Source organism: Ferrithrix thermotolerans DSM 19514, from assembly GCF_900128965.1.
Classification (GTDB): domain Bacteria; phylum Actinomycetota; class Acidimicrobiia; order Acidimicrobiales; family Acidimicrobiaceae; genus Ferrithrix; species Ferrithrix thermotolerans.
In genome coordinates, this window is the sequence record NZ_FQUL01000006.1 from 51,798 (window position 1) to 73,313 (window position 21,516).

General features: G+C 51.5%; 24 protein-coding genes. 22 read left to right on the top strand and 2 right to left on the bottom strand.

Going from position 1 to position 21,516, the window contains the following annotated elements:
* The first annotated feature begins 4 nt into the window (after positions 1-4).
* Positions 5-826, top strand: a complete 822-nt coding sequence (locus tag BUA24_RS03485) for a 2,3,4,5-tetrahydropyridine-2,6-dicarboxylate N-succinyltransferase (RefSeq protein WP_072788764.1) — start codon at positions 5-7, stop codon at positions 824-826.
* Between the two features lie 35 nt (positions 827-861).
* On the opposite strand, the gene lexA is transcribed toward BUA24_RS03485, so the two are convergent.
* Positions 862-1,527, bottom strand: a complete 666-nt coding sequence (gene lexA, locus BUA24_RS03490) for a transcriptional repressor LexA (RefSeq protein WP_072788765.1) — start codon at positions 1,525-1,527, stop codon at positions 862-864.
* A gap of 59 nt (positions 1,528-1,586) precedes the next feature.
* On the opposite strand from lexA, the gene BUA24_RS03495 reads away from it, so the two are divergent.
* The 3 genes from BUA24_RS03495 to BUA24_RS03505 all read left to right on the top strand — a co-directional run bounded on the left by BUA24_RS03495 (position 1,587) and on the right by BUA24_RS03505 (position 3,006).
* The gene (locus tag BUA24_RS03495) at positions 1,587-1,952 is read left to right on the top strand and encodes a LysM peptidoglycan-binding domain-containing protein (protein WP_084660157.1); all 366 of its coding nucleotides are present in this window, start codon (positions 1,587-1,589) and stop codon (positions 1,950-1,952) included.
* A 93-nt stretch (positions 1,953-2,045) separates the two neighbouring features.
* Positions 2,046-2,546, top strand: coding sequence for a transcriptional regulator NrdR (nrdR, locus tag BUA24_RS03500; RefSeq protein WP_272867279.1), 501 nt, complete (start codon positions 2,046-2,048; stop codon positions 2,544-2,546).
* A complete protein-coding gene (locus tag BUA24_RS03505) occupies positions 2,533-3,006 on the top strand; it encodes an SRPBCC family protein (RefSeq protein ID WP_218587397.1) in 474 nt (157 codons plus the stop codon). The genes nrdR and BUA24_RS03505 overlap by 14 nt, the downstream gene beginning before the upstream one ends.
* 33 nt (positions 3,007-3,039) lie before the next feature.
* On the opposite strand, the gene BUA24_RS03510 is transcribed toward BUA24_RS03505, so the two are convergent.
* Positions 3,040-3,837: an inositol monophosphatase family protein gene (locus BUA24_RS03510; RefSeq protein WP_072788767.1), complete on the bottom strand. Its 798-nt coding sequence runs from the start codon at positions 3,835-3,837 to the stop codon at positions 3,040-3,042.
* A gap of 50 nt (positions 3,838-3,887) precedes the next feature.
* Here BUA24_RS03510 and BUA24_RS03515 point away from each other — a divergent pair, with 50 nt between their 5' ends.
* The 18 genes from BUA24_RS03515 to BUA24_RS03600 all read left to right on the top strand — a co-directional run bounded on the left by BUA24_RS03515 (position 3,888) and on the right by BUA24_RS03600 (position 21,514).
* The gene (locus BUA24_RS03515) at positions 3,888-4,934 is read left to right on the top strand and encodes a threonine aldolase family protein (protein WP_218587398.1); all 1,047 of its coding nucleotides are present in this window, start codon (positions 3,888-3,890) and stop codon (positions 4,932-4,934) included.
* The gene (locus BUA24_RS03520) at positions 4,935-5,654 is read left to right on the top strand and encodes a PIG-L deacetylase family protein (protein ID WP_072788768.1); all 720 of its coding nucleotides are present in this window, start codon (positions 4,935-4,937) and stop codon (positions 5,652-5,654) included.
* A gap of 307 nt (positions 5,655-5,961) precedes the next feature.
* On the top strand, positions 5,962-6,333 hold the full coding sequence (locus tag BUA24_RS03525; protein ID WP_072788769.1) for a DUF3040 domain-containing protein: 372 nt from the start codon (positions 5,962-5,964) through the stop codon (positions 6,331-6,333).
* Between the two features lie 7 nt (positions 6,334-6,340).
* Positions 6,341-7,207, top strand: a complete 867-nt coding sequence (locus BUA24_RS03530; protein WP_072788770.1) for an ROK family protein — start codon at positions 6,341-6,343, stop codon at positions 7,205-7,207.
* Positions 7,208-7,243: 36 nt separating this feature from the next.
* Positions 7,244-8,494: an acyl-CoA dehydrogenase gene (locus BUA24_RS03535; protein WP_072788771.1), complete on the top strand. Its 1,251-nt coding sequence runs from the start codon at positions 7,244-7,246 to the stop codon at positions 8,492-8,494.
* A 10-nt stretch (positions 8,495-8,504) separates the two neighbouring features.
* On the top strand, positions 8,505-8,729 hold the full coding sequence (locus BUA24_RS03540) for a hypothetical protein (RefSeq protein ID WP_072788772.1): 225 nt from the start codon (positions 8,505-8,507) through the stop codon (positions 8,727-8,729).
* Between the two features lie 135 nt (positions 8,730-8,864).
* Positions 8,865-9,383: an HNH endonuclease gene (locus tag BUA24_RS03545; protein WP_072788773.1), complete on the top strand. Its 519-nt coding sequence runs from the start codon at positions 8,865-8,867 to the stop codon at positions 9,381-9,383.
* A gap of 78 nt (positions 9,384-9,461) precedes the next feature.
* Positions 9,462-10,220, top strand: coding sequence for an EAL domain-containing protein (locus tag BUA24_RS03550; protein WP_072788774.1), 759 nt, complete (start codon positions 9,462-9,464; stop codon positions 10,218-10,220).
* Positions 10,221-10,428: 208 nt separating this feature from the next.
* Positions 10,429-11,121, top strand: a complete 693-nt coding sequence (locus BUA24_RS03555) for a lipoyl protein ligase domain-containing protein (protein WP_143146368.1) — start codon at positions 10,429-10,431, stop codon at positions 11,119-11,121.
* Between the two features lie 268 nt (positions 11,122-11,389).
* Positions 11,390-11,827 (top strand): division/cell wall cluster transcriptional repressor MraZ, encoded by a 438-nt coding sequence (gene mraZ, locus BUA24_RS03560; RefSeq protein WP_072788778.1) that lies wholly within the window; start codon positions 11,390-11,392, stop codon positions 11,825-11,827.
* Between the two features lie 5 nt (positions 11,828-11,832).
* Positions 11,833-12,792, top strand: a complete 960-nt coding sequence (gene rsmH / locus BUA24_RS03565) for a 16S rRNA (cytosine(1402)-N(4))-methyltransferase RsmH (protein ID WP_178138689.1) — start codon at positions 11,833-11,835, stop codon at positions 12,790-12,792.
* Positions 12,792-13,295 (top strand): FtsB/FtsL family cell division protein, encoded by a 504-nt coding sequence (locus BUA24_RS03570; protein ID WP_143146369.1) that lies wholly within the window; start codon positions 12,792-12,794, stop codon positions 13,293-13,295. Before rsmH ends, BUA24_RS03570 begins: the two co-directional genes overlap by 1 nt.
* Positions 13,288-15,174 (top strand): peptidoglycan D,D-transpeptidase FtsI family protein, encoded by a 1,887-nt coding sequence (locus BUA24_RS03575; protein WP_072788782.1) that lies wholly within the window; start codon positions 13,288-13,290, stop codon positions 15,172-15,174. Before BUA24_RS03570 ends, BUA24_RS03575 begins: the two co-directional genes overlap by 8 nt.
* Positions 15,153-16,688 (top strand): UDP-N-acetylmuramoyl-L-alanyl-D-glutamate--2,6-diaminopimelate ligase, encoded by a 1,536-nt coding sequence (locus tag BUA24_RS03580; RefSeq protein WP_084660160.1) that lies wholly within the window; start codon positions 15,153-15,155, stop codon positions 16,686-16,688. Before BUA24_RS03575 ends, BUA24_RS03580 begins: the two co-directional genes overlap by 22 nt.
* A gap of 50 nt (positions 16,689-16,738) precedes the next feature.
* On the top strand, positions 16,739-17,725 hold the full coding sequence (gene mraY / locus BUA24_RS03585; RefSeq protein WP_419187293.1) for a phospho-N-acetylmuramoyl-pentapeptide-transferase: 987 nt from the start codon (positions 16,739-16,741) through the stop codon (positions 17,723-17,725).
* The gene (gene murD / locus BUA24_RS03590; RefSeq protein WP_072788785.1) at positions 17,722-19,050 is read left to right on the top strand and encodes a UDP-N-acetylmuramoyl-L-alanine--D-glutamate ligase; all 1,329 of its coding nucleotides are present in this window, start codon (positions 17,722-17,724) and stop codon (positions 19,048-19,050) included. Before mraY ends, murD begins: the two co-directional genes overlap by 4 nt.
* A 3-nt stretch (positions 19,051-19,053) precedes the next feature.
* Positions 19,054-20,226, top strand: a complete 1,173-nt coding sequence (locus BUA24_RS03595; RefSeq protein WP_072788787.1) for an FtsW/RodA/SpoVE family cell cycle protein — start codon at positions 19,054-19,056, stop codon at positions 20,224-20,226.
* A gap of 91 nt (positions 20,227-20,317) precedes the next feature.
* Positions 20,318-21,514 (top strand): UDP-N-acetylglucosamine--N-acetylmuramyl-(pentapeptide) pyrophosphoryl-undecaprenol N-acetylglucosamine transferase, encoded by a 1,197-nt coding sequence (locus tag BUA24_RS03600; protein ID WP_072788788.1) that lies wholly within the window; start codon positions 20,318-20,320, stop codon positions 21,512-21,514.
* Positions 21,515-21,516 lie beyond the last annotated feature (2 nt).

Here is a 21,516-nt window from a genome sequence, read left to right on the forward strand (position 1 = left end):
CTGAGTGAGTCTAAAGGAAGAGATCGAGTCGCTTTGGGAGCGCAGAGACACCTTAGGAACCGAAGATGTAGATGCCAGAGACTCTGTATTTGAGGCCTTAGATCTACTAGACAGAGGACTGGAGAAGGTTGCCTTCATTGATCAGAACGCAGATGTTGTCGTAAATGAGTGGCTTAAGTACTCTATTCTACTTTCATTTAAAGTGCGCAACCTCGTACGCTATGAGGTAGGACCTTTTGAGTTTTTAGACAGGCTTCCCCTAAAGAAGAACTACTCCGAGATTGGAGTAAGGGCACTGCCTGGAGCCTCTGCGCGATTTGGGTCTTACTTGGGACGTGGCGTGACGCTCATGCCATCCTATGTAAATATCGGAGCGTACGTGGGAGAAAATACCATGGTTGATACCTGGGCCACGGTTGGTTCGTGTGCTCAGATAGGTAGCAATGTCCATCTCTCTGGAGGTGTGGGGATAGGTGGAGTTTTAGAACCAGCTCAGGCGAGGCCGGTTATAGTAGAAGACGATGCCTTCATAGGATCTCGTGCCATGGTTACCGAAGGAGCGAGGGTCGGAAGAGGTGCCGTCTTGGGAGCTGGCACGATCTTGAACCCCTCGATCCCTGTCATTGATGTAAATACTGGCGAAGAGCTTTCAAGAGGTGAAGTTCCCTCTTGGTCGGTGTGTATCTCAGGTACACGAACTAGGAGCTTTCCCGGTGGTACCTTTGGCCTTCCTTGTGTATTGGTGATAAAGAGATTGAACGAGGGCGAGCGCCACAACAAGACGCTTTTGAACGACCTATTGCGCGAGCACGGTGCAGCCATCTAGAGACAGAGTCTGTAGAGGGTTGTAGGAGTGCCTAACTAGTAGGTCCGCATCAGACCTAAAACCTTACCGATAACGCCGTCTCGTTCGTCGCTGAAGTAGATGGTGGAGCGTTCTTCGCTGTAGGTGGAGTTTCTGGCTCTCAGCTTGGGAACTCCATCTCGGTCCTCGTAGACCTTTACGGTTCCATCTTGTCCTCCATTTATAAGTGCTACCACGATGTCTCCGTGTTTCGCGGTTCTTTGAGAGCCGACCACCACCACGTCGTCTTCGAAGATTCCGATATCTACCATGGAGTCGCCCCTAACCTTCAGGGCAAAGAGCTTTCCAGATTGTGAACCTATGAGATCTGAAGGAACAGCAAAGGTGTTTTCAAAGTGTTCCTCAGCTAATACCCCAACTCCGGCGGCTACGTCTCCGAGTAGGGGAACCAGGAGGACCGGCTCGTCACCTTTCTCTGGGGCTAAAGAGTCAGGGCTTTGGGTAATGCTAAGCGCACGTGGTTTTGTTGGGTCCCTCACGATCTGTCCGGCTTTTTCGAGAGCTCGCAGGTGGTACTGGACGGTCGATGGCGACGCAAATCCAATGGCGTCCGCTATTTCGCGTACCGATGGAGGGTAGCCCTGTTCTGCGACTACCTTTTTAATAAAGTCCATAATCTGTCTCTGTTGGGCTGTCGGTAGCTGAGGGCTCGATCTTTTCATAAAAACTATTGTAACTTTAAATTAGAACATGTGTGCGAATCTGTAGTACAGTAGAACATATGTTCGCATTAAATGAAAAATCTTCAACCTATTTCGAAGATTACTCAATCCCAGGCTCTCACCCCGCTAATACTCTCCATGGAAAGATAGGAGAGCGAATCTATCTCTGGTTGTGCTACGGGTTGTTTATGGTAGCACTGGCCTTTGTAGGACTGGGACTTTACTCGCACTTTATCTCCTCCAAGGGCCAAAGCGCCGTTGTAGCTAGGGAGTATGTGGTAAAGCCCGGGGATACTTTGTACTCGATAGCGCTTCGCTACAGTGACGGGTCTGATCTCAACCAATATCTCTACTCCTTGGAACAGGAGGTAGGGCCTAACGCGCTGATTTATCCCGGAGAGATTATACAACTCCCTTCGGCATAGGTGAACTATCATAAAAGCTGTGGTCAGCGGCATCACCTAAAGAATCTTCTGCATGAGCATATAGATTTTATCTGTAGGCCAATGATGGATTGAGTGATAGGTTTGCGCTGCCCTTACTGTTTTAGGGATGAAGATCGGGTTGTGGACTCGAGAACGGTCGATGATGGGGACGCCGTGAGACGTCGGCGCGAGTGTCTGGCATGTGGGCGTAGGTTTACCACATTTGAAAAGGTCGCCGAAGATACAAAGATTGTCGTGCTCAAAAGAAGAGGCGCTAGGGAGAGCTTCGATCGGGAGAAGGTGGCACAAGGCATGAGAGCAGCTTTGAAAAATCGACCCTTTTCGGACTCGGAGATCGACGCTTTGGCGGCCGACGTCGAGGAGGAGATTCGATCGTTCAAGGAGGAAGTAACCTCGCAAGAGATAGGTCAAATCGTCTTACGACGGCTTTTCGAGGTCGATGAGGTGGGGTATATGCGCTTTGCCTCTGTTTACAAGGGGTTTGAGCGGCTTCAGGACTTCACCGAAGAGGCCTCATTTGTCTCTCCGGCAGTGCTTGAGAAACGGGAGGATGATAGAGATGTTGGTGAGTGATGCAAAGGAATTGGAACTTAGGCAGTTAGACGGAGTCCGCAGCATAGGCGCTTGGGTGATGGTCACAGCTCCCAGATCTGATCTCTTTGAACTCCTGGCCGATCCGTCAAAACACGCGCTCTTTGACGGATCTGGAACCGTCAAAGGTTCTCTGCAAGCTCCAAAGAGACTCTATTTGAATGCAACCTTCTCTATGAACATGCGCCTTTTGGTTCCTTATCGGATCACCAATCAGGTAGTTGAGTTTGTGGAGGGTTACTCCATTGCGTGGCGGCATATGGGTAGGCATGTTTGGAGGTACCTCCTAGAAGACGTCGAAGATGGCTCTACCAAGGTCACTGAGATCTTTTACTGGGGTGAGGCGCGATCTCCGCTTCTTTATGAGAGTCTCAAGATACCCAAACGCAACGGAGAGTCGATTGTAGCGACGTTGAAGCGTATGAGAGATCTTTATAACTAGACAACTAGGACCTGCGATTCGGCCCATTTGAGGCTAGAGGGCATCGCTAAAGTGGAGTAGATGTCTCTTCAGTGACTTGTAGATCGAAGGATTTCCGGCAATGGTCAACTCTCCTGAGGGCTCCTCTGAAAATAGAGAGCCTACGGCACCACCGGCTTCTCTCACTACCAGGGTTCCAGCACTGTAGTCCCAGGGCCAAAGTCCTATCTCGTAGTATCCGTCGGTGCGTCCGGCCGCCAGGTAGCAGAGGTCGAGGGACGCAGCTCCGGCCCTTCTTATGTCTCTAACGTTTGCAATTAGGGTTACTAAGGTGTTGGCTTGGCGGAGTCGGATCTTGTCGTCGTATGAGAACCCTGTTGCTATGAGGGCTTTGGACATCTCGGTGGTCTTTGAGACCTGTATCGCTCGATTGTTCAGGTAGCTACCGCCGTTGTAGGTCGCATAGTACACGTCGTCGTGATAGACATCGGTTACCACTCCTACCTGTATCTGCCCATCGCTGTCTCTTGCGGCTATGGAGACGGCATACACGGGAAAGTCGTATATGAAGTTTGTCGTTCCATCTATGGGATCCACTATCCAGGTGATCTCAGACGAGTCGACCTCCTCTGTCTCTTCTCCCATGAAGCCGTCGTTGGGTCGCTCCGATAGCAGTATCTCTCGTATTATGTTCTCTGTCTCTTTGTCTACCTTAGTTACCATATCGGTCGGGGACGACTTGGTCTTGATCTCCAGGTTTTGGTCCCGACGGCTAGCCTTTATGTGTGCAGCGGCTCGGGCGCTGGCGCGCTCGGCAAGATTTAGAAGCTCGTACCTAGATGCAGTGTTCACTCGACCAGATTAGTTGACTTGGACCATTACTGCGGTGGTAGGTTTTAGGCATGGAACTCATGAAACCCTTTGCGACTCAAAATGGTGAGGTCGTAGATCTCCGGTCTGATACTGTAACGAAACCAACCATCGAGATGAGAGAAGCTATGGCGAACGCCGTCGTTGGCGACGACCGTTACCACGAAGATCCGACAGTGGCCGAACTTGAGGCCTACTACGCAGAGCTTGTGGGGAAAGAGGCTGCTTTGTTTGTGCCTTCAGGGACGATGGCTAATCAGGTCGCCATGAGAACGTGGACCTCACCTGGAGATGTGGTATTGGCGGGTGCCAGACAACATGTCCTTCAATACGAGAGGATGGGTAGTGCGATCAACTCAGGCGTTCAGATCGTCCCGGTGAGAGATGACCGAGGGACTCTTAGTGTAAGAGAGCTTGAAGAGCAAAGGGATATCTTCCAGTTTCTTGGGTTGCCGGTCAAGGTAGTCTGCGTGGAAAATACACATATGCCAGCAGGAGGAGTCCCGATAGGGCTAGAGGTGCTCAAAGAGATACGCTCTTTGTTCCCTGAGGCAAAGATCCACATGGATGGGGCAAGGCTGTTTAATGCATCGGTAGCTACCGGCATTGAACCCTCGGAGTATGCACAACACGTTGACTCGGTGATGAGCTGTGTATCTAAGGGACTCGGCGCCCCCGTGGGCTCCCTGCTTGGAGGTAGCAAGGAGTTCATTGAAAACGCATGGAAAGAGCGGGCGATACTTGGAGGGCAGATGAGACAGGCGGGAGTCCTAGCAGCAGCTGGACTCGTGGCTCTACAGTCCATGCGCGACAGGCTTGCCGAGGACCATCGGCGGGCCAGAAAGCTAGCCAAGGCAATTGCAGCTCGTTACGGACTAGAGGTCTTGGACCCCGATTCAGTTCAGACTAATATCGTCGTCTTTTCTCATCCAGACCCAGAGGCGTTTTTGACCCATCTCTCACAAGCAGATGTGCTAGGCGGTTCCGTTGCTCCTGGATATGTACGTTTGGTTACTCATAAGGATGTAGACGACGAGATGATCGATAGAACCATCGTTGCAATTTCAAAGGCCCCGTAAGTGAAAGCTGAGCTTCTTTCGATAGTGCCGAATCCGGTACTGGCGGTCTATGCTCATCCGGACGATGCAGATGTCGCCTGCGGAGGAACGCTAAAAAAATGGATCGACGAAGGATCTGATGTCCATGTGGTCATCTGCACAAAGGGAGAGAAGGGGACTAAAGATCCCGATGCAGATATCAAAGAGGTGGCGGCCAAGCGCCGTAGCGAGGTTGAGGAGGCAGCTGCTATTTTGGGATTCAGTGCTTTGCATTTTCTCAATATCGACGATGGTGAGATCGTAAACGACGAAACCCTTCGTGCTGATATCGTCGAGATTGTCCGCAGCGTAAAGCCAGAGGTGGTTCTGGCACCGGATCCAACCGCTGTGTTTTTCTCCGATCACTACTTTAACCACAGAGACCATCGCGAGATAGGATGGGCGGTTCTAGACGCAGTGTACCCGGCCTGCGGACTGCCAAAGTACTATCCTGACCGGGGAAAGGCCCATGTTGTCTCAGCGGTGATGCTAAGTGGGACCTTGGCTCCAGATGTATTTGTCGACATAACGGGCACTGTGGAAAAGAAGGTTACAGCGGTACTCAGCCACAAAAGCCAGATCTCCGGTGATGAGGAGTCAGTTAGGGACGCCATCGAACACATGGCCAAAGATGCAGGAGGAAAATGTGGGAAAGCCTTCGCTGAAGGGTTCCGCATGGTCGGATCTCTTGGAGTGTTTTAAGGGTTTTTTAATTCTTGAGGCTAAGATCCGGTAGTGGGCTTTCCGCTAGGAGCAGTTCATGCATAATATGCATGATGGCTGTGATTATCGTTTCTAAAATAGCAGTTAGGTACCGGTGAGTTATATACCCATAGACGTAACTGCATAAATTAACTACGAAGGGCTCTGTTAAAAATATTCCTTCAATTCGGATAAATAAAGATCGATATATCTGTGGGATTATTGGGTAGTCAATTGTGCGTTGTTCGTAGTAAAGTTAATTTTAGGGAATTTAGTTAGTCCTGTAGATTTTGACCAAGGAGGAGTTATGCCGCTGTCAGAGAACGAGTTGCGGGTACTCTCAGAGATAGAAAAGAGCTTCTACGAGCACGATTCGGCCTTCGCTGACCGTATGCGTTCCGAGACCGTCTATAAACACTCGGGTCGAAATCTAAAGTGGGCTTCGTTGAGTTTCGTTCTTGGCTTCGTATTTACGGTTGCTCTGTTTACGACATCGGTCCTTTTAGGGTTGATTGGGTTTTTGGTCATGCTCGGTTCAGCGCTTGTCTTCGAACAAAACTTGAGGCGTATGGGCAAGGCAAGCTGGCACGAGATAAAGAACTCTCAGGGACCAAAGGGTTCTCCCGTTGCCAAGTTTGGCAGCAAGCTGAAGGGCAAGTTCCCCAAGACTGACAAGTAAACGTCGTTTGAACATCTTATCGATCGATATCGGTGGCACCAAGTTTCAAGTTGCTGTTGTAACGAAAGACGGTGAGATAGTTCGCTCTCAAAAGGTTCCAACTCCAAAGTCGTACGACGGAGAGGAGCTCTTTGCGGTTCTCTGCTCAGCTATAGCAGAGGTATCGTCTAAAGAAAGTTATGACGTTGTAGGAGTCGGCTGCGGTGGTCCGATGTCTCCCATGGGCGAGTTTGTTTCGCCACTAAATATTCCGGGTTGGCGTAACTTTCCTCTTCGCTCCAGGTTAGAGAGCATTGCCGGTCTTCCTGTCTTTATCGACAACGATGCCAAGGCGATAACTTTGGCTGAGGCCTTCTTTGGCGGCGGCAAGGGAAAGCGCAACTTTATGGCTATGGTCGTCTCCACGGGCGTAGGTGCAGGACTCTACTGCGACGGTCGGCTCATCGATGGAGAGTCAGGTAATGCAGGACATCTCGGCCATGTCATTGTAGAACCAAGTGGTCATCTCTGCGCATGTGGATCTCTTGGGTGTCTCGAGGCGGAGATATCCGGTCTTTCCACGCAGAAGATCCTAGGGATCACCGCAGATCTAGCGCCTAAGTCGTGGATTATAAGAAGTGGTGACCTCTTGGCAAGAGCGGTCGCTTCGGCGGCGGCTCTTTTGGACTTTGAATGTGTATTTGTCGGCGGATCGGTAGCGTTGGGGTACGGAGACCTCTTCTTTGAAGAGGCAAACAGGGCACTAAAGCGGTATGCGAAACTCGAGTTTTCTGAGAAGGTAGAGATCCTTCCAACCACTTTGGGTCCTGACTTTGCGTCTCTCTCTGGTGCTGCGGTCGCCCTTTATAGGAAGGGAATAAATTCCCTTACCTGATGTGCAACCGATTCAACCCTGCGCTAGCGTTTAGGTATGGACATCACCTATCCCGAAAGTGCTGAAAAGTTCAGAGCAAAGGTAAGAGATTTTCTAGCTTCCAATCTGCCCAAGGACTGGAGGGGCGTGGGAGGGCTATCCCGGGACGAAGCGGCGGACTTTACTGAAAAGTGGCGTAACGTCTTGTATCGAGAAGGCTACCTTGCGGTCGGCTGGCCCAAAGAGTACGGCGGGGCGGGTCTCTCTCAGTTGGAGCAGGTGGTCTTGGCAGAGGAGTTTACCCGTGCTGGTGTGCCTTCAGGGGGCCCTAACGACGCTTTTGGGATTCAGATGCTCGGGAATACTTTGATACGTTGGGGAACCGAAGAGCAAAAAAAGAGGTTTCTCCCACGGATCCTTTCGGGTGAGGACAGGTGGTGTCAAGGTTATTCGGAGCCTAACGCTGGATCTGATCTTGCAAATCTGGCCTGTCGCGCTGTGTTAGACGGAGACGAGTGGGTTATAAACGGTCAAAAGATATGGACCTCTGCTGGTCATTTGGCCAACTGGATATTTGTGTTAACACGGACCGATCCAGAAGCGCCCAAACACAAAGGAATATCATTCTTGCTCTGTCCGATGGATCAGCCTGGAGTCGAGGTTAGACCGATCAAAATGATCTCCGGGGAGTCCGAGTTCAATGAGGTCTTCTTCACAGACGCACGGACCTCCAAGGACAACATCGTAGGTGCTCCAGGAGAGGGATGGTCTGTGGCTATGACTTTGCTTGGTTACGAGAGAGGTGAGGCTGCAGCGACGATACCGATTCGTTTTCGTGCTGAGCTAGACAGGCTCTTGGAGCTAGCGAAGGAGACCGGTGCGTCGTCCAACCCTGTCTTTCGTGACCGCCTTGCGTACTGTTACTCAAAAGTAGAGATCATGAGGTACCTGGGGTATAGGACGTTGACCAGTTTCCTAAGCGGGGGTGCTCCGGGTCCAGAAGCTTCAATCTCAAAGCTTTACTGGAGTGAGTACCATAAGGTCGTAACAGAGCTTGCGGTCGATATGCTTGGGCTAGAGGCTTTAGTGCCGTCGGGACGAAAGCCTACTTCAGCGTTTCAGACAGACGATATCGGAGCTCCAAACTCCTCAAACTCCTGGGTAATGACGTATCTAAACGCGCGAGCAGGTACCATCTACGCAGGAACTTCCCAGATTCAAAAAAATATCCTTGGGGAACTAGTTCTTGGACTTCCAAAGGAACCACGCTTAGATAAAGGCCCCTGGAACGCCTCTAGCTCAAAGTAGTCTTTAGAGTATGAGTCCAGCCAAGATAAAGTTGTCAACCCTCAAAGAAGGGGTGGTTCAGCTATACCTTCTAAGTGGACTAGCGACCCTATTTGCAGGTGGCGATCTCAGTCAACTAAGGAAGTACCGAAAGTTTAGGATCGAAACCTTTGCGGGAAAAGGCGGTAAAGTAAGGTTTAAAGACGTCATCGAGTTCTTGAACTGGTGTCACCTTCAAAGGCAGTTATCAAAGTAGAGGTGTTCTGTGCAGGAAAAACCAGTTTTTGTCTGCTATGATCTCATGTAGGTGAGTATATGGACGTAATGCAGGTACGCCGAAGTTCTAGTTTCTTTACTGTATTCTTGCACCTAAGCAGGAGCGCGAGGTAGCGTGTCCAGGGTGCTCGTGCTAAATGCGACGTACGAAGCACTCTGTTTAGTCTCTACGAAGCGAGCCATTGTTCTTATGGTCACGGAAAAAGCAGATCTTGTAGTAAGCACGGGTAACGACATTCATTCAGCTTCCCTCACCGTCGCAGAGCCGTCAATCGTTCGTCTCAACTCTTATGTTAGCGTTCCGCGTACTCCCAGGATCGCTCTTTCAAGGAGGGCGATATTTGCTCGAGACAACTACACCTGTCAGTACTGTGGAGCACCTGCGGAGAACATAGACCACGTCATCCCGAGGTCTCGCGGAGGGTTGCACGTGTGGGAGAACGTTGTCGCTAGTTGCAAGCCGTGCAACTCACGCAAAGAGGATCGATTGCTATCAGAGTCCAACTTTGTGCTTAGAAAGGCTCCAGCTCCCCCTAAAGGCAGGGCATGGGCTATCTCCCTAGGGGTAGTCAGACCCGAGTGGGTTCCTTACCTTGGCGGTAGTGTGCAAAGTCAAAGCGCAAGGATTGCATAGTGTATACATAGTCGGTATAAAGTTGTCTGACTTGCCGTCCGAATAACTCATGACAATGTGCTTGTTAGGAGTTATTTGATGTCCTCGGAGCTTTCAATTTCAGGGTCTTGCGATGGATCCTGCAAAACAGAACCCTTTGACCTAGAGATTACGATGGCGTTTCAACCCATCGTCGATCTCAGAAAGCAAGAGATCTTCGCATATGAGGCACTGGTAAGAGGGGCAGATGGAAGGTCTGCGGCTGAGGTCTTAGCTCTTGTGGATACCAACAACATGTTCTCCTTCGATCAGCGCTGCAGGGTTCTTGCGATAGCCCAGGCAGCGGAGTTGAAGATGGACACGAGGCTGAGCATAAACTTCATACCAAACGCTGTTTATGAACCAAGAAGCTGTATCAAAGCGACGCTTGCGGCGTCCGAAGAGTTTTGTTTTCCCAAAGAGCGACTTATCTTTGAGGTAGTTGAGGGCGAAAGGGTAACCTCAAGGCAGCACCTTGCATCGATCTTTTTAGCTTATGCCTCATTTGGCTTCATGACTGCCTTGGACGACTTTGGTGAGGGGTTCTCTGGTCTGAATCATCTCGTCCGGCTGAGGCCGGACCTTTTGAAGATGGACATGATGTTAGTTCGAGACATAGACACTGACCCAAGGAAACGAGCCGTAGTGGGGGCTGTAGTGCGGTTGGGGAGAGAGTTGGGGGTAGGGGTTGTCGCAGAAGGAGTAGAGACCGAGGAAGAGGTTGCAACCCTGCTTGAGATCGGGGTGACGTTGTTTCAGGGGTATGTCATAGCTAGACCGGAGGTTGGAGCTCTTCCTAAGCCTCGTCTATCCTTTTAGCCTTCGGCTACGACGGCGACAAGGAGATGCCATGGCGCTTTGATCCCTGTTCAGCTATCGTATGGTCGATGAGTCTAGCTGTGCTTTGTAGATAAGATCTGTCTTTGGTTCGGTTGTACAGGGAATGTGAACTAAGGCTTTTTGTGGTTGTCTAATGGCAAGCTTCACCTAGGATATTTCTGCTCCCAAGACGATGGGTGTCTGTTCTTTGAGTTACCATCTAGGTATGCGAACTCAAAGATCGCTAACCGATGCTGCGTCAGCCTTCTCCTACCGTCCAACGGGAGATACTCCGTGTGGCATTGGCTTTCGCACCTTCCGTTCCACCCTTACCCTTGGAGCAGGCCAGGTCAGGTACCTAAATCAAGCTACGGATCTGCTGAGTGAACTAGGCACCGATGTCGTCGTCAGAGACAACGGGGGAGGGGCTGTATGGATCGAGCCTGAAGCACAGATCTGGGTGGGGATCTACCTACCCTCGACAGAAGGGTTTTTGACTGAGGACTATAGGGCCGAGCTCGTGCGAATAGGAGAGGTTATAGCTCCAGCGCTTGTTAGCTTTGGACTCAGTGACGTCAGGGTTGTGCGGTCTCCTGACCTGTTGGGGCGTGGGAAAGAGCTATGTTTTGCTGGCCTTTCCTATGGTGAGATAACGACCTCTGGCAAGAAGATACTTGGCCTTTCTCTTAGGCGAACAAAGAGATGGAAGATATTTCATCTGATGGTGCCTGTCTATGAGACACAGGACAAAGCTGCGTCCGTGCTTCTACGCCTCGGTAAGGAGGTTCCATCTGCTGTTACGTGGAGCTCTCTGTCTGTAGAGATCGACGGACTAAAGGAGTCTGACCTATCTCAGTTAGAAGAAGACATTCTCCAAAGGATCGACTCGAGAGTTCTATAGCTCCAGCTCTGGCGAAACCTCGCAGATCAATCGCAGCGAGCTAGTCCCCTATGTGGAGTGCAACTTACAAAGACCGGCTACCTAGCATAGGGCATGCTCCATACTCCCTATTTCCTCCTCGATCAACGTCTTGAAGTGGCGTTGTTATCGCTTTGGGTGGTCAGTTGTACACATTTAGAGGTATTTTTTCGCAGAAATGATTGCGCGGTGGTGGATTGTGGTTTATCGTGGATGGAAGTGGGTGATTGGGAAGGTTTGAGGTAGCCGAGTGACTGAAGGAGTGCAGAGGCCAAGGTTCTTTGGAGCCTATGCGCATACCCTTGACCCAAAGGGCCGAATCACTCTTCCTGCGCGATTTCGGACTTTCTTTGAAGACCGATGCTTTATCACTCCAAGTCAGTACGGGGATCCATGCCTCGTGATCTGGACGCCGCAGGACTACGAAGCCTTCACAGAGAAGATCAACCCAGACTCCTGGGACGACGCTGCAACGAGACTTCGCTTACGCAGCTGGCTGAAGGGAACATTTGAGGTCGAAATAGATAGAACCGGTCGTATGCCGGTACCGGCTCCACTTAGACAAAGCGCCTCGCTGGTCAAAGAGGTATCTGTCCAGGGAGTTCTCGAACGTATCGAACTATGGGACCCATCGGTCTGGGAAAGCTACTCAGCTCAGGAGTCATCCATAGAACGCGAGGGGAGGTGAGGAGCTTGACGACAAAGGAGTATCACCGTCCTGTGATGACTCAAGAGGTCCTTGACGTCTTTGATCTTGCCCCTGGAGGAACCTATCTAGATGCGACTCTGGGCGGAGGGGGACATACCGAGGCTCTTCTCTCCCATAGAGACGACCTATATGCAGTGGCCGTAGATCGAGATGAAGAGGCGATCGAAGCTGCCACTAAGAGGCTAAAGAGATTCGGCGGACGTGTGGAGATCGTACACAGCGATGTCGCCTCTTATGCGTATAGTGTCTCTCGTGACTCCAAGGCGGCCCGGCGCTTCGTGGGGGTGATAGCGGATCTTGGGGTATCGTCCCGACACTTCAACGAAGAGGAGAGAGGATTTTCTCTCACAGGACACGCCATACTCGATATGAGGATGGATCGAAGTCAGAGTCTTAGCGCATATGAGGTTGTGAACCAGTACTCCCAGGAGGAGCTAGTCGCAATTTTTCGCAGATACGGTGACGTCGCCTTTGCTGGCAGAGTTGCTAGAACTATCGTGGAGAACCGACCTATCAGCTATACCGATGAGCTTGCGGAGCTGGTGCGCAAAGCGATCCCTAAAAAGGCGGTATCTTTCCACATACACCCTGCAACCACCGTTTTTCAGGCTATTCGAATAGAGGTAAATCAAGAGTTCAAGCAACTTCAGGAGTTACTTGAAAGTTGCAAGTCCCTAGTCGTTCCAGGTGGAGTGGTCGTTGTTATCTCCTACCACTCAGGAGAAGACCGGCTGGTGAAGTTGTTCATGAGAGAGGCCACGACGGATAGATGCTCTTGCCCACCCCAGCTTCCATGTGTGTGTGGAAAGACGAGATGGGCCAAGGCATTGACGAGACGGCCCATTGTTGCGACCGAGGACGAAGTCTCTTCTAACCCAAGAGCCAGAAGCGCAAAGCTGAGGGCTATTCAGAGGTTACACCAAGAAGAAGTGAGAGGTATATGATGGCAAAGTCTCAGTTTGACGTTAACCAGAGTTCTAAGGGCTACGCTACCGATCGACTGCAGCCGAGGTCTCCTGCTTATACTCCACCCAAGCTCAAGGTGCTTGAGAGACATCGCCGCATAGATCAGATTCGTAGCCGAATCACCCCATTTCTCCTTGGGTCCGTTGTTCTTGCCGCACTGTTCGTCGCTGTCTTGGCTCGCGCAGAGATGGCGGCCATGCAGCTAAGACTTCAAAGTGTGCAGAGTCAGATCGCTAAGGCCTCTGATCAGCAACAGAGTCTTCTCCTAAAGGTCGGGCAGCTCTCTTCTCCAAGTCGCGTCATAGCCTATGCGGAACACAGGTTGAACCTTGTTCCACCCACTCAGAGCTCAGTTGTGGGAGGATCCTCAATCTCTGGTGGTCAAAGTGTGACGAAAATCCCTCTAGCTCAAAGCCAGGTACCCCTACCAGCAGGATATCAGGTGGCACCAAGTAGCTCAAGGAGTACGAAGGTTGGCTAAAAGATCTAATACTTCGTCTTTGAGAAAAAGAGTTTCTGTAACGATAGCAGGCTCTCTTATAGGCTTTCTATTTCTCTTTGGGCAGTTGGTTAGAGTGACTATGCTCCCAGACTCTCAAATACTTGGCTATGCAAACTCAGAGGTACTAAAGACCGTGACGATCCCTGCGGCGAGGGGGGAGATCGAAGACCGTTATGGAAAACCGCTAGCGTTTTCGGTTAATCTCAAGTCGGTCGTTGCTGACCCACAGCAGGTTACCAATCCAGAGGCCGAGGCTGCGCTGCTGTCGCCCTTGCTTGGGATGGGTCAGGCCCAGATACGGGACCTTCTTATTATGCCTGGTCAGTTTGAGTACATCAAAAGACTCGTCCCACACACTATCTCTGCGTCCTTGCAGCAGCTAATAGATGAGTCCAAGTTACCAGGGATAACACTTATCCAAGAGAGTGAGAGGGTTTATCCGCAGGAGCCGCTTGCTGAGGCTGTGATCGGTCAGACAAACACCTTCGGACAGGGTATATCTGGACTTGAGTACCAATACAACTCTCAGCTACAGGGCACTTCGGGTTCAGAGACCTACAAGGTTACCAACACCAACATCGCTGTTCCAGACGGAGTAGTGTCCTATAAGCCTCCCGTTCCGGGATCGACCCTAAAGCTTACTTTGGACTCTACGCTTCAGTACTACGTGGAGAAGGTGTTAGCCTCTGAAATGGAGGTCTCAAGGGCGATCGGTGGAACGGCCGTTGTGATGGATGTGAAGACCGGCCAGATCTTAGCGATGGTCTCTCTAAGTGCGCCGCCGCTCCCTGGTACTCCTGCTACTCCCAAAGGATTCCCTCAAGGTGCTACCCCGGTAGACGCAACGGTGTCGCTTCCCACCGAGTCGTGGGTCAATACTGCGGTCGATAGCGTCTATGAGCCTGGGTCCGTGGCTAAGATAGCGACCTTTACTGCAGCCCTGGAGCACCATGTAATTACCCCGACGTCGAAGTTCCTCGTTCCGGACCAACTCTACATCGATGGCGCCCGCTTTCACGACGCTGAACCGCATCCTACAGAGATCATGCCCGTGGGACAGATCCTAGGGCAGTCATCTAACATCGGCACGATCATGATCGCTGAGAAGCTTGGCAAGTACATCATTACAAAGTCGTTTGCCAGATATGGATGGGGTCAGAGCACGGGACTCAACTTTCCAGGGGAGACCTATGGGTTCTTGAAAAATCCTGCGACCTGGTCAGGAACTGCTATCGGTTCAGTCCCTATCGGCCAAGATGAGGCCGTTACCCCACTACAGGTTCTGGACTCATATAACGCAGTGGCCAACGGTGGAGTGATGGTCACTCCAAAGCTGGTTGAAAAGATCATCGAACCAAACGGTCAAAGCATAACGCCGTACTCCAGACCACCGAAGCGGATCGTCTCAGCGAAGGTAGCCTCGGAGATGCGATCTCTATTTGAAAATGCGGTCAAAGCAAACGGCACCGCACCAGCGGCGGCTATCGCAGGATATCAGGTTGCGGGGAAGACAGGAACCTCCCAAAAGCCCTGGCCAAGTTTGCCGGGATATCAGCCCGGAGCGTTCTGGGGCACCTTCGTCGGTTTCGTTCCTGCTTCTAATCCGGTTCTCTCTGCCATAGTGGAGTTGAATCAACCGACGCCGATATATGGAGGATCCGTAGCGGCACCAGTGTTCTCTCAGATCATGACATATGCCTTACAGCGCTATGGTATCGAGCCAAACGGAGAGATAGTCGGAGCTGCACCCAAAGTAGTTCCCAACATAAGTACCACGACTTCTAAGGGTGGTAATGGTTCAAGCTTTCCTTCCAGGGATACAGTAGGCGGGGCAGGATGGCTACGCTTTGCTCGGTAGAGTTAGAGGGTCGAGAACGGTTTTATCTTGAAGAAGCCGACGGATTTGACCTTGGGGATGTTTTGTTATCGAGTGATGATAGAAGTCGTGGTATCGATCTAAAGAGTTTGCAAAAGGCTGTACCGAACTCCCGTTTGCTCGGTGGCGGTGAAGATCTTTTTCTCAGGGAGATTTACCTCGATCATCACGAGGTGACGCCTAACTCTATCTTTGCGGCTGTTCGTGGCGACAGACGGGATGGACATAACTACATCGATGAGGCGATATCCCGTGGAGCAACTGCAATTCTTCTAAGCGACGAGCGCAAGCTTTCTGTTCCTCAGCTAGTCGTTCCGGAGTCGCATGTAAGACGAGAGGTTGCGCGTGCCGCTTCGCTCATATACGGCGAGCCTTCCAAAGAGCTAAGGGTTATAGGTGTAACTGGAACCAACGGAAAGACCACGGTTGTCCATCTTCTCTCCCAGGCACTTGAGCACTTAGGCGAGCGATGTGGTGAACTTGGAACCCTCTGGGGTCGCCTCACTACGCCTGAGGCTCCCCAGCTTCAACGGCGGTTGCGGGAGTTTATCTCGGAGGGGAAAAGATTTGGAGCCATCGAGGTGTCCTCTATCGCGCTGGATAGACATCGAACCGACTTCGTGCGCTTTGAGATTGCGATATTTACTAACCTTTCCCAAGACCATCTAGACGTGCATGGCTCTATGGAGAACTACTATCAGGCAAAACTCAAACTCTTCCTGGACCCTACTTCCGTGAAAGAGGCGGTCATTTACTCCTCGGACCCCTATGGTCAAAGGGTTATTCGTGAGGCAAACGTCCCCCTTAGACCGGTAGGGATGCAAGACGTTGAAGGCTATCGCCTAAGTGGTGAGGGAACAGAGTTCACCTATCGAGGTAGAAAATTTCACTCGCCTTTAGTGGGGGTTCACAATCTTGCAAACCTTTTGGTTGTGGTTGCAACCCTAGAGGGGCTTGGGTTCGGTCTTGATGAGATAGCGGAGTCTTTGGAGGACGCAGGAGAACCTAAAGGCCGACTGGAGTTTATCGATGAGGGGCAGCCTTTCGACGTCGTAATTGACTATGCGCATACTCCGGCAGCGATGAAGGCGGTGCTAGAGGCGCTCTCTCTACGGCTGGAGGTAGGTGGACGGCTGATCACGGTCTTTGGTTGCGGGGGAGATCGAGACCGCTACAAGCGGCCTGAGATGGGCAGGGTGGCGTCCACGCTCTCTGCGCACGTGGTGATTACTAACGATAATCCTCGCAGCGAAGATCCATCTGAGATAGCTGCTGAGGTACGCTCTGGGGTGGTCCCAGGGGCTGAGGTGGAGACGGTTTTAGATAGACGGGAGGCGATCGCTAGGGCGATCCGACTCGCTAGACCCGGAGACGTCGTTCTAATCGCCGGTAAAGGCCATGAGCGCCGTCAGATCATAAAGGACGAGGAGATAGCTTTCGACGACACCGAGGTGGCAAGAACCATTGTACTGAGCCACCTAAGGGAGTCTCGTTGATCTCGATACTTGTAGCAGGAGCCGTCTCGCTGTTAGTCTCGAGCTTTGTGATGCCCTACCTCATAGATCGCTTTACCCAAAGGGGGGTGGGACAACAGATTCGAGAAGACGGCCCCAAGGATCACATGGTTAAGGCGGGCACCCCTACCATGGGTGGGATAGCGATTATTTTGGGGATGGTTTTGGGGTATCTGGCCGCCCATGGAAACCTCGGCGAAGGTTTTACTCGGGACGGCTTGCTCCTTGTATCTTTGGCTATCCTTACTGGCTTTACCGGATTTTTAGATGACTTTATAAAGATCCGAAACCGGCGGAGTCTTGGGCTGACAAAGGCTGGCAAGTTCTCTATGCAGTTTCTCATAGCCCTAGCATTTGCCATCGCAGCACACTACTGGGCTCACGTGCCTACTGAGATCACCTTCGACCGTGAAAGTAGCTTCAACATTCAGCTTGGAACCGTCGGTTGGATAGTTTTTGCCACTTTAGTGGTGGTGGGAGCATCGAACGCAGTCAACCTCACCGATGGACTGGACGGTTTAGCGGCGGGCTCATCGATCTTTAGCTTCGCAACTTTTGCAATCCTCGGATACTGGCAGTTTCGTCATTTTCCAATCTACAAGGTGCCCCACACCTTAGACGAGGCGATCGTATCGGTCTCGATGGTAGGAGCGCTGGCAGGATTTTTGTGGTGGAACGCACCGCCCGCCAAGATATTCATGGGAGATACAGGGTCCTTGGCGATAGGTGCAACACTTGGAGGACTAGCCCTTGTCATGCAACTTGATCTTTTGCTGGTGATATTGGCAGGTCTATTTGTCATAGAGACGCTCTCTGTAATTGCGCAAGTATTTTCATTTCGGGTTTTTCATAAAAGGGTTCTTCGAATGGCTCCGATCCACCATCACTTTGAGTTGCTTGGATGGCCTGAGACGACGGTGCTAATCAGGCTTTGGATTTTGGCCGCTTTGTTTACGGCACTTGGCTTGGGTGTGTTTTATGCTGACTTCCTTTCGCTTGGGACGACGACTCTAAGATGAGAGGTTCACCACTCGATCTAAGAAGGGTTTTGGTCGTAGGGGCTGGGACCTCTGGGCAAGGCGCCGTTAGTGCGCTTGGCGAGATTGCAGCGGCTATCTGTGTCGTCGATGACGGCGTGAAAGGGTCGTCCTGGACGCCTCAGTCTTACTCAAAGGTTGTGTTTTTTGGAACACAGAGGTCGTTCCTTCAGACCTTCTCTAGCAGTTGGCCAACGTTGGTTGTGCTTTCGCCGGGATTTACTCCACTGCCGGAGCTCATCTCGAATCATACCGAAGTTATAGGGGAGGTTGAGCTAGGATACCGGCTCTCTAAGGGGACTTTGATAGGAGTGACCGGGACTAACGGCAAGACCTCGGTTACCCAGATGATATCAAACATGTTGGACCTGGCGGAGATCCCAGCCGTAGCGGCTGGAAACATAGGGGTTCCTTTTTCAAAGGTCGCCACTCAAGATGGGATCAAGGTCGTAGAGCTAAGCTCCTTTCAGCTGGAAAGAACTACAGAGCTTCACCTAGACGTCGCAATCTGGACCAACTTCGCCCCAGATCATCTAGATGTTCATGGTTCTCTAAAGAACTACAAGGCTGCAAAGGAAAGGATCTGGAATAACCAAGGGAGCAAAGACCTAAGAGTAATTAACGCAGATGACGCGGAGGTTCTATCTTCTGAACGGTCAAGCGGCGTGAGGGAGGTGTACTTCTCCTTGGAGAAAGAAGCTGAGTTCTGCGTTGTAGGCGGTGAGATCCTGATGACCCCTCAGGGGCCACTCGCAAGGATCTCTGAGCTAGCTAGACATATTCCCCACGAGACAGCAAACCTGCTTTGTGCCGCAGCTGCAGCATTAGAGGTTGGAGCACCGATGGACGCTGTCTCGGAGTACGTTAGGTCTTTCGCTGGCTTTGAGCACAGAGTGGAGTTTGTCGCCTCTATTGAAGGTGTTCAGTTTTATAACGACTCCAAGGCAACCTCGCCCGCAGCGACTATTGCGGCAGTGGAGGCGTTCTCATCGGTAGTGCTTCTAGCTGGGGGTAGAAACAAAGGCCTTGATCTTCACGAACTCCTAAAGGTAAAAGACCGATTAAAGAAGGTAGTGGTCTTTGGTGAGGTTGCTGAGACGTTAGCACAGATCTTCTCTAGCGAACATGTCGCTTGTGAGATGGCGTGGTCCATGGAAGAGGCGGTCAGGAAGGGATACAGCTCTGCTCATCGAGGCGATGTCGTGCTTTTGTCGCCGGCAAATACGTCTTTTGACTGGTACGAAAACTACGGCCAGAGAGGGCTTGACTTTAAAGACAAGGTGTTCAAGGTGGCGGGAGGGCGCTGACTTATGAAGGGAAAGCTACGGTTATTCTCTGCTAACTCCACAGAGCTGGATATCTACAGAGCTGTTTTTTGGATTGCGCTGTTTCTTGTGGGTTTTGGGCTTGTCATGGTGTTCTCTGCCACTTACTTTGTATCGGTCGCCAACTCTTACAAACCTTACTCCGCCATTACTCATCAGGTTATGTGGATAGTGATCGGACTCTTTCTAATGGTACTGTTCTCCAAGATCTCGCCAAGCCGCCTGACAAAGCTAGCTCCAGTGCTTTTGCTTGCGACCATCGCTGCCCTTGGGGCGGTATTGGTTCCCGGGGTTGGTCAGAGCGTATACGGCTCCAGCAGATGGTTGGGGTTCGGTTCCCTTCAGGTGCAACCTTCGGAGTCGGCAAAGTTGGTACTGGTTTTGTTTGCTTCCTCACTGCTTTCAAGGCGCGATTCATCGTTACCCTTTAGGCAGCGTAGCTTACCGGTCCTAGTGGTTGCGGCTTTGATGTCTGGACTTATTGTTATAGAGCCAGATCTTGGTACCTCTGCATTGGTAGGGGTGATTGCCTTTGCGGTTCTTATCGGTAGCGGTACCAGATCTAAAGAACTCTACCTAATAGCAGGAGGAGGAGTCCTAAGCGCCGCTGCCCTTGCGGTTGCGAAGCCTTACAGGGTTCAAAGAATTCTAGCCTTCTTACACCCTTGGACTAATCGTCACACCTCTAGCTATCAAGAGGTTCAGGCTCTTGCGGCCTTTGCCACCGCACATCTCACCGGTGTTGGAGTTGGCGTCGGCCAGAGCAGCTACAACTTTGTTCCAAATGCGCAGACTGACTTCATATTTGCCGTGATCGGTCAGAACCTCGGACTCATAGGAGCTCTTTTTGTTCTCTTGGTATTTGTAGCGCTCGTGGTGCTGTTGTTTCGGGCCTCGACCTTAGCAACTAACAAGATGGATGCGGTGTTCTGCTACGGAGTCGCCTTTTGGGTGGGAGCACAGGTGTTTCTCAACGTCGGCGCCGTGGAGGGACTCCTTCCTGTAACTGGGGTACCCCTTCCACTTGTTTCGGCTGGTGGCTCCTCAACGGTTATCTTGCTCGTAGCTTTAGGCCTCGTTAGAGGATCGCTAGCGAAGGCGGTCAGAAAGAATCAAAGTGGCTCCCCACGAAAAACCACAGCCGAGGTTACACAGTGAAGCTCATTGCGTCAAAAGCCATAATCCATTACATCAATAGCCTCCGTCTAAGTGGCGGCTCGGCTAACTCTATGGTCGAGTAGGAGTGGCCGTGATAGATCTAAAGCGTCGCACTTCATCTAAGAGCCGTAAGGGTGTTATGGTTGCCGCCGGAGGTACGGCGGGACATATCATGGCGGCTGTCTCGGTCGCGGAGGCACTGATGTCGAGTGGCTGTGACTCGATCACTTATCTAACCGCAAACACCGACATAGATAGAGAGCTTCTTCCTGAGAGCCAACACGACGTAGTCCGTTACAGAGCTCATGGGCTCTCGGCTAAGCGATCACTTAGACATCTCCTGCGATTTATCTACGCAACCGCCAAGGCTTCAGTTGCGATATTGATCCCAATCACCAAGCGAAGACCCAAGGTGGTCGTCACCTTCGGAGGGTTCTACTCGTTAGTGGGTTCCATCTGGGCCAAAGTGCTAGGGGCCAATGTAGTGGTTGTGGAGCAAAATGTGGTGCTGGGTCGTGCCAATCAGGTAGTTTCCCTCTTTGCTGATAAGGTGCTTCTGGCCTTTGATACGACTGAGGTACCTGGAAGAAAGAGGGATGTCGCTCAAGTTGTCGGCAACCCTATAAGGAAAGAGGTCGTCGAGCTTGTAAGGGCTAAGGAGGGAGCCAAAGCGGCTGCTAGAGCAGCCCTTGGTGTCGATGCATCCCAGGTTTTGCTCGTTATTACAAGTGGGTCCCTGGGGGCTAAATCGATCAACTCTGCCGTTTGTAGGGTCTTAGAGTCGTTTGAGGATCTAATGAGGAATACCCCTAGTTCTTTTCCTTTGAAGGTGGTTCACTTTCAGGGAAAGAGAAACGGGGTAACCAATGAGCTGAAAATCCCTCTCGTCTTCGTCGAGTATCTGGAGAAAGACTTTGATCCAAACCTATACCTCTGGCTTGCAGCGGCGGACTTGGTCGTCTCAAGAGCCGGTACGTCGACACTGTTTGAGCTTTTTTGTTTGGGAGTGCCATCCGTCTTCGTGCCGCTTCCCGACGCTCCAAAGAATCATCAGTGGCTAAACGCCAACTACGCCAGAGAGTTGGGTGCTGCGGAGATGGTTGAAGAAGGTCCCAATCTCGCCGGAAGACTTACGGAGGTAGTCTGGGGACTGCTTCTCGATCAAAAAAAGCGGATCTCGATGGCAGAGGCTGCAAAGCACCGTGGACGAACGGATTCAGCTGATCGGATTGCAGCTTGTGCCCTTGGGCTGTGCACTGGGTCTGCTTCGGGGATGGAGGGTAACTAGAG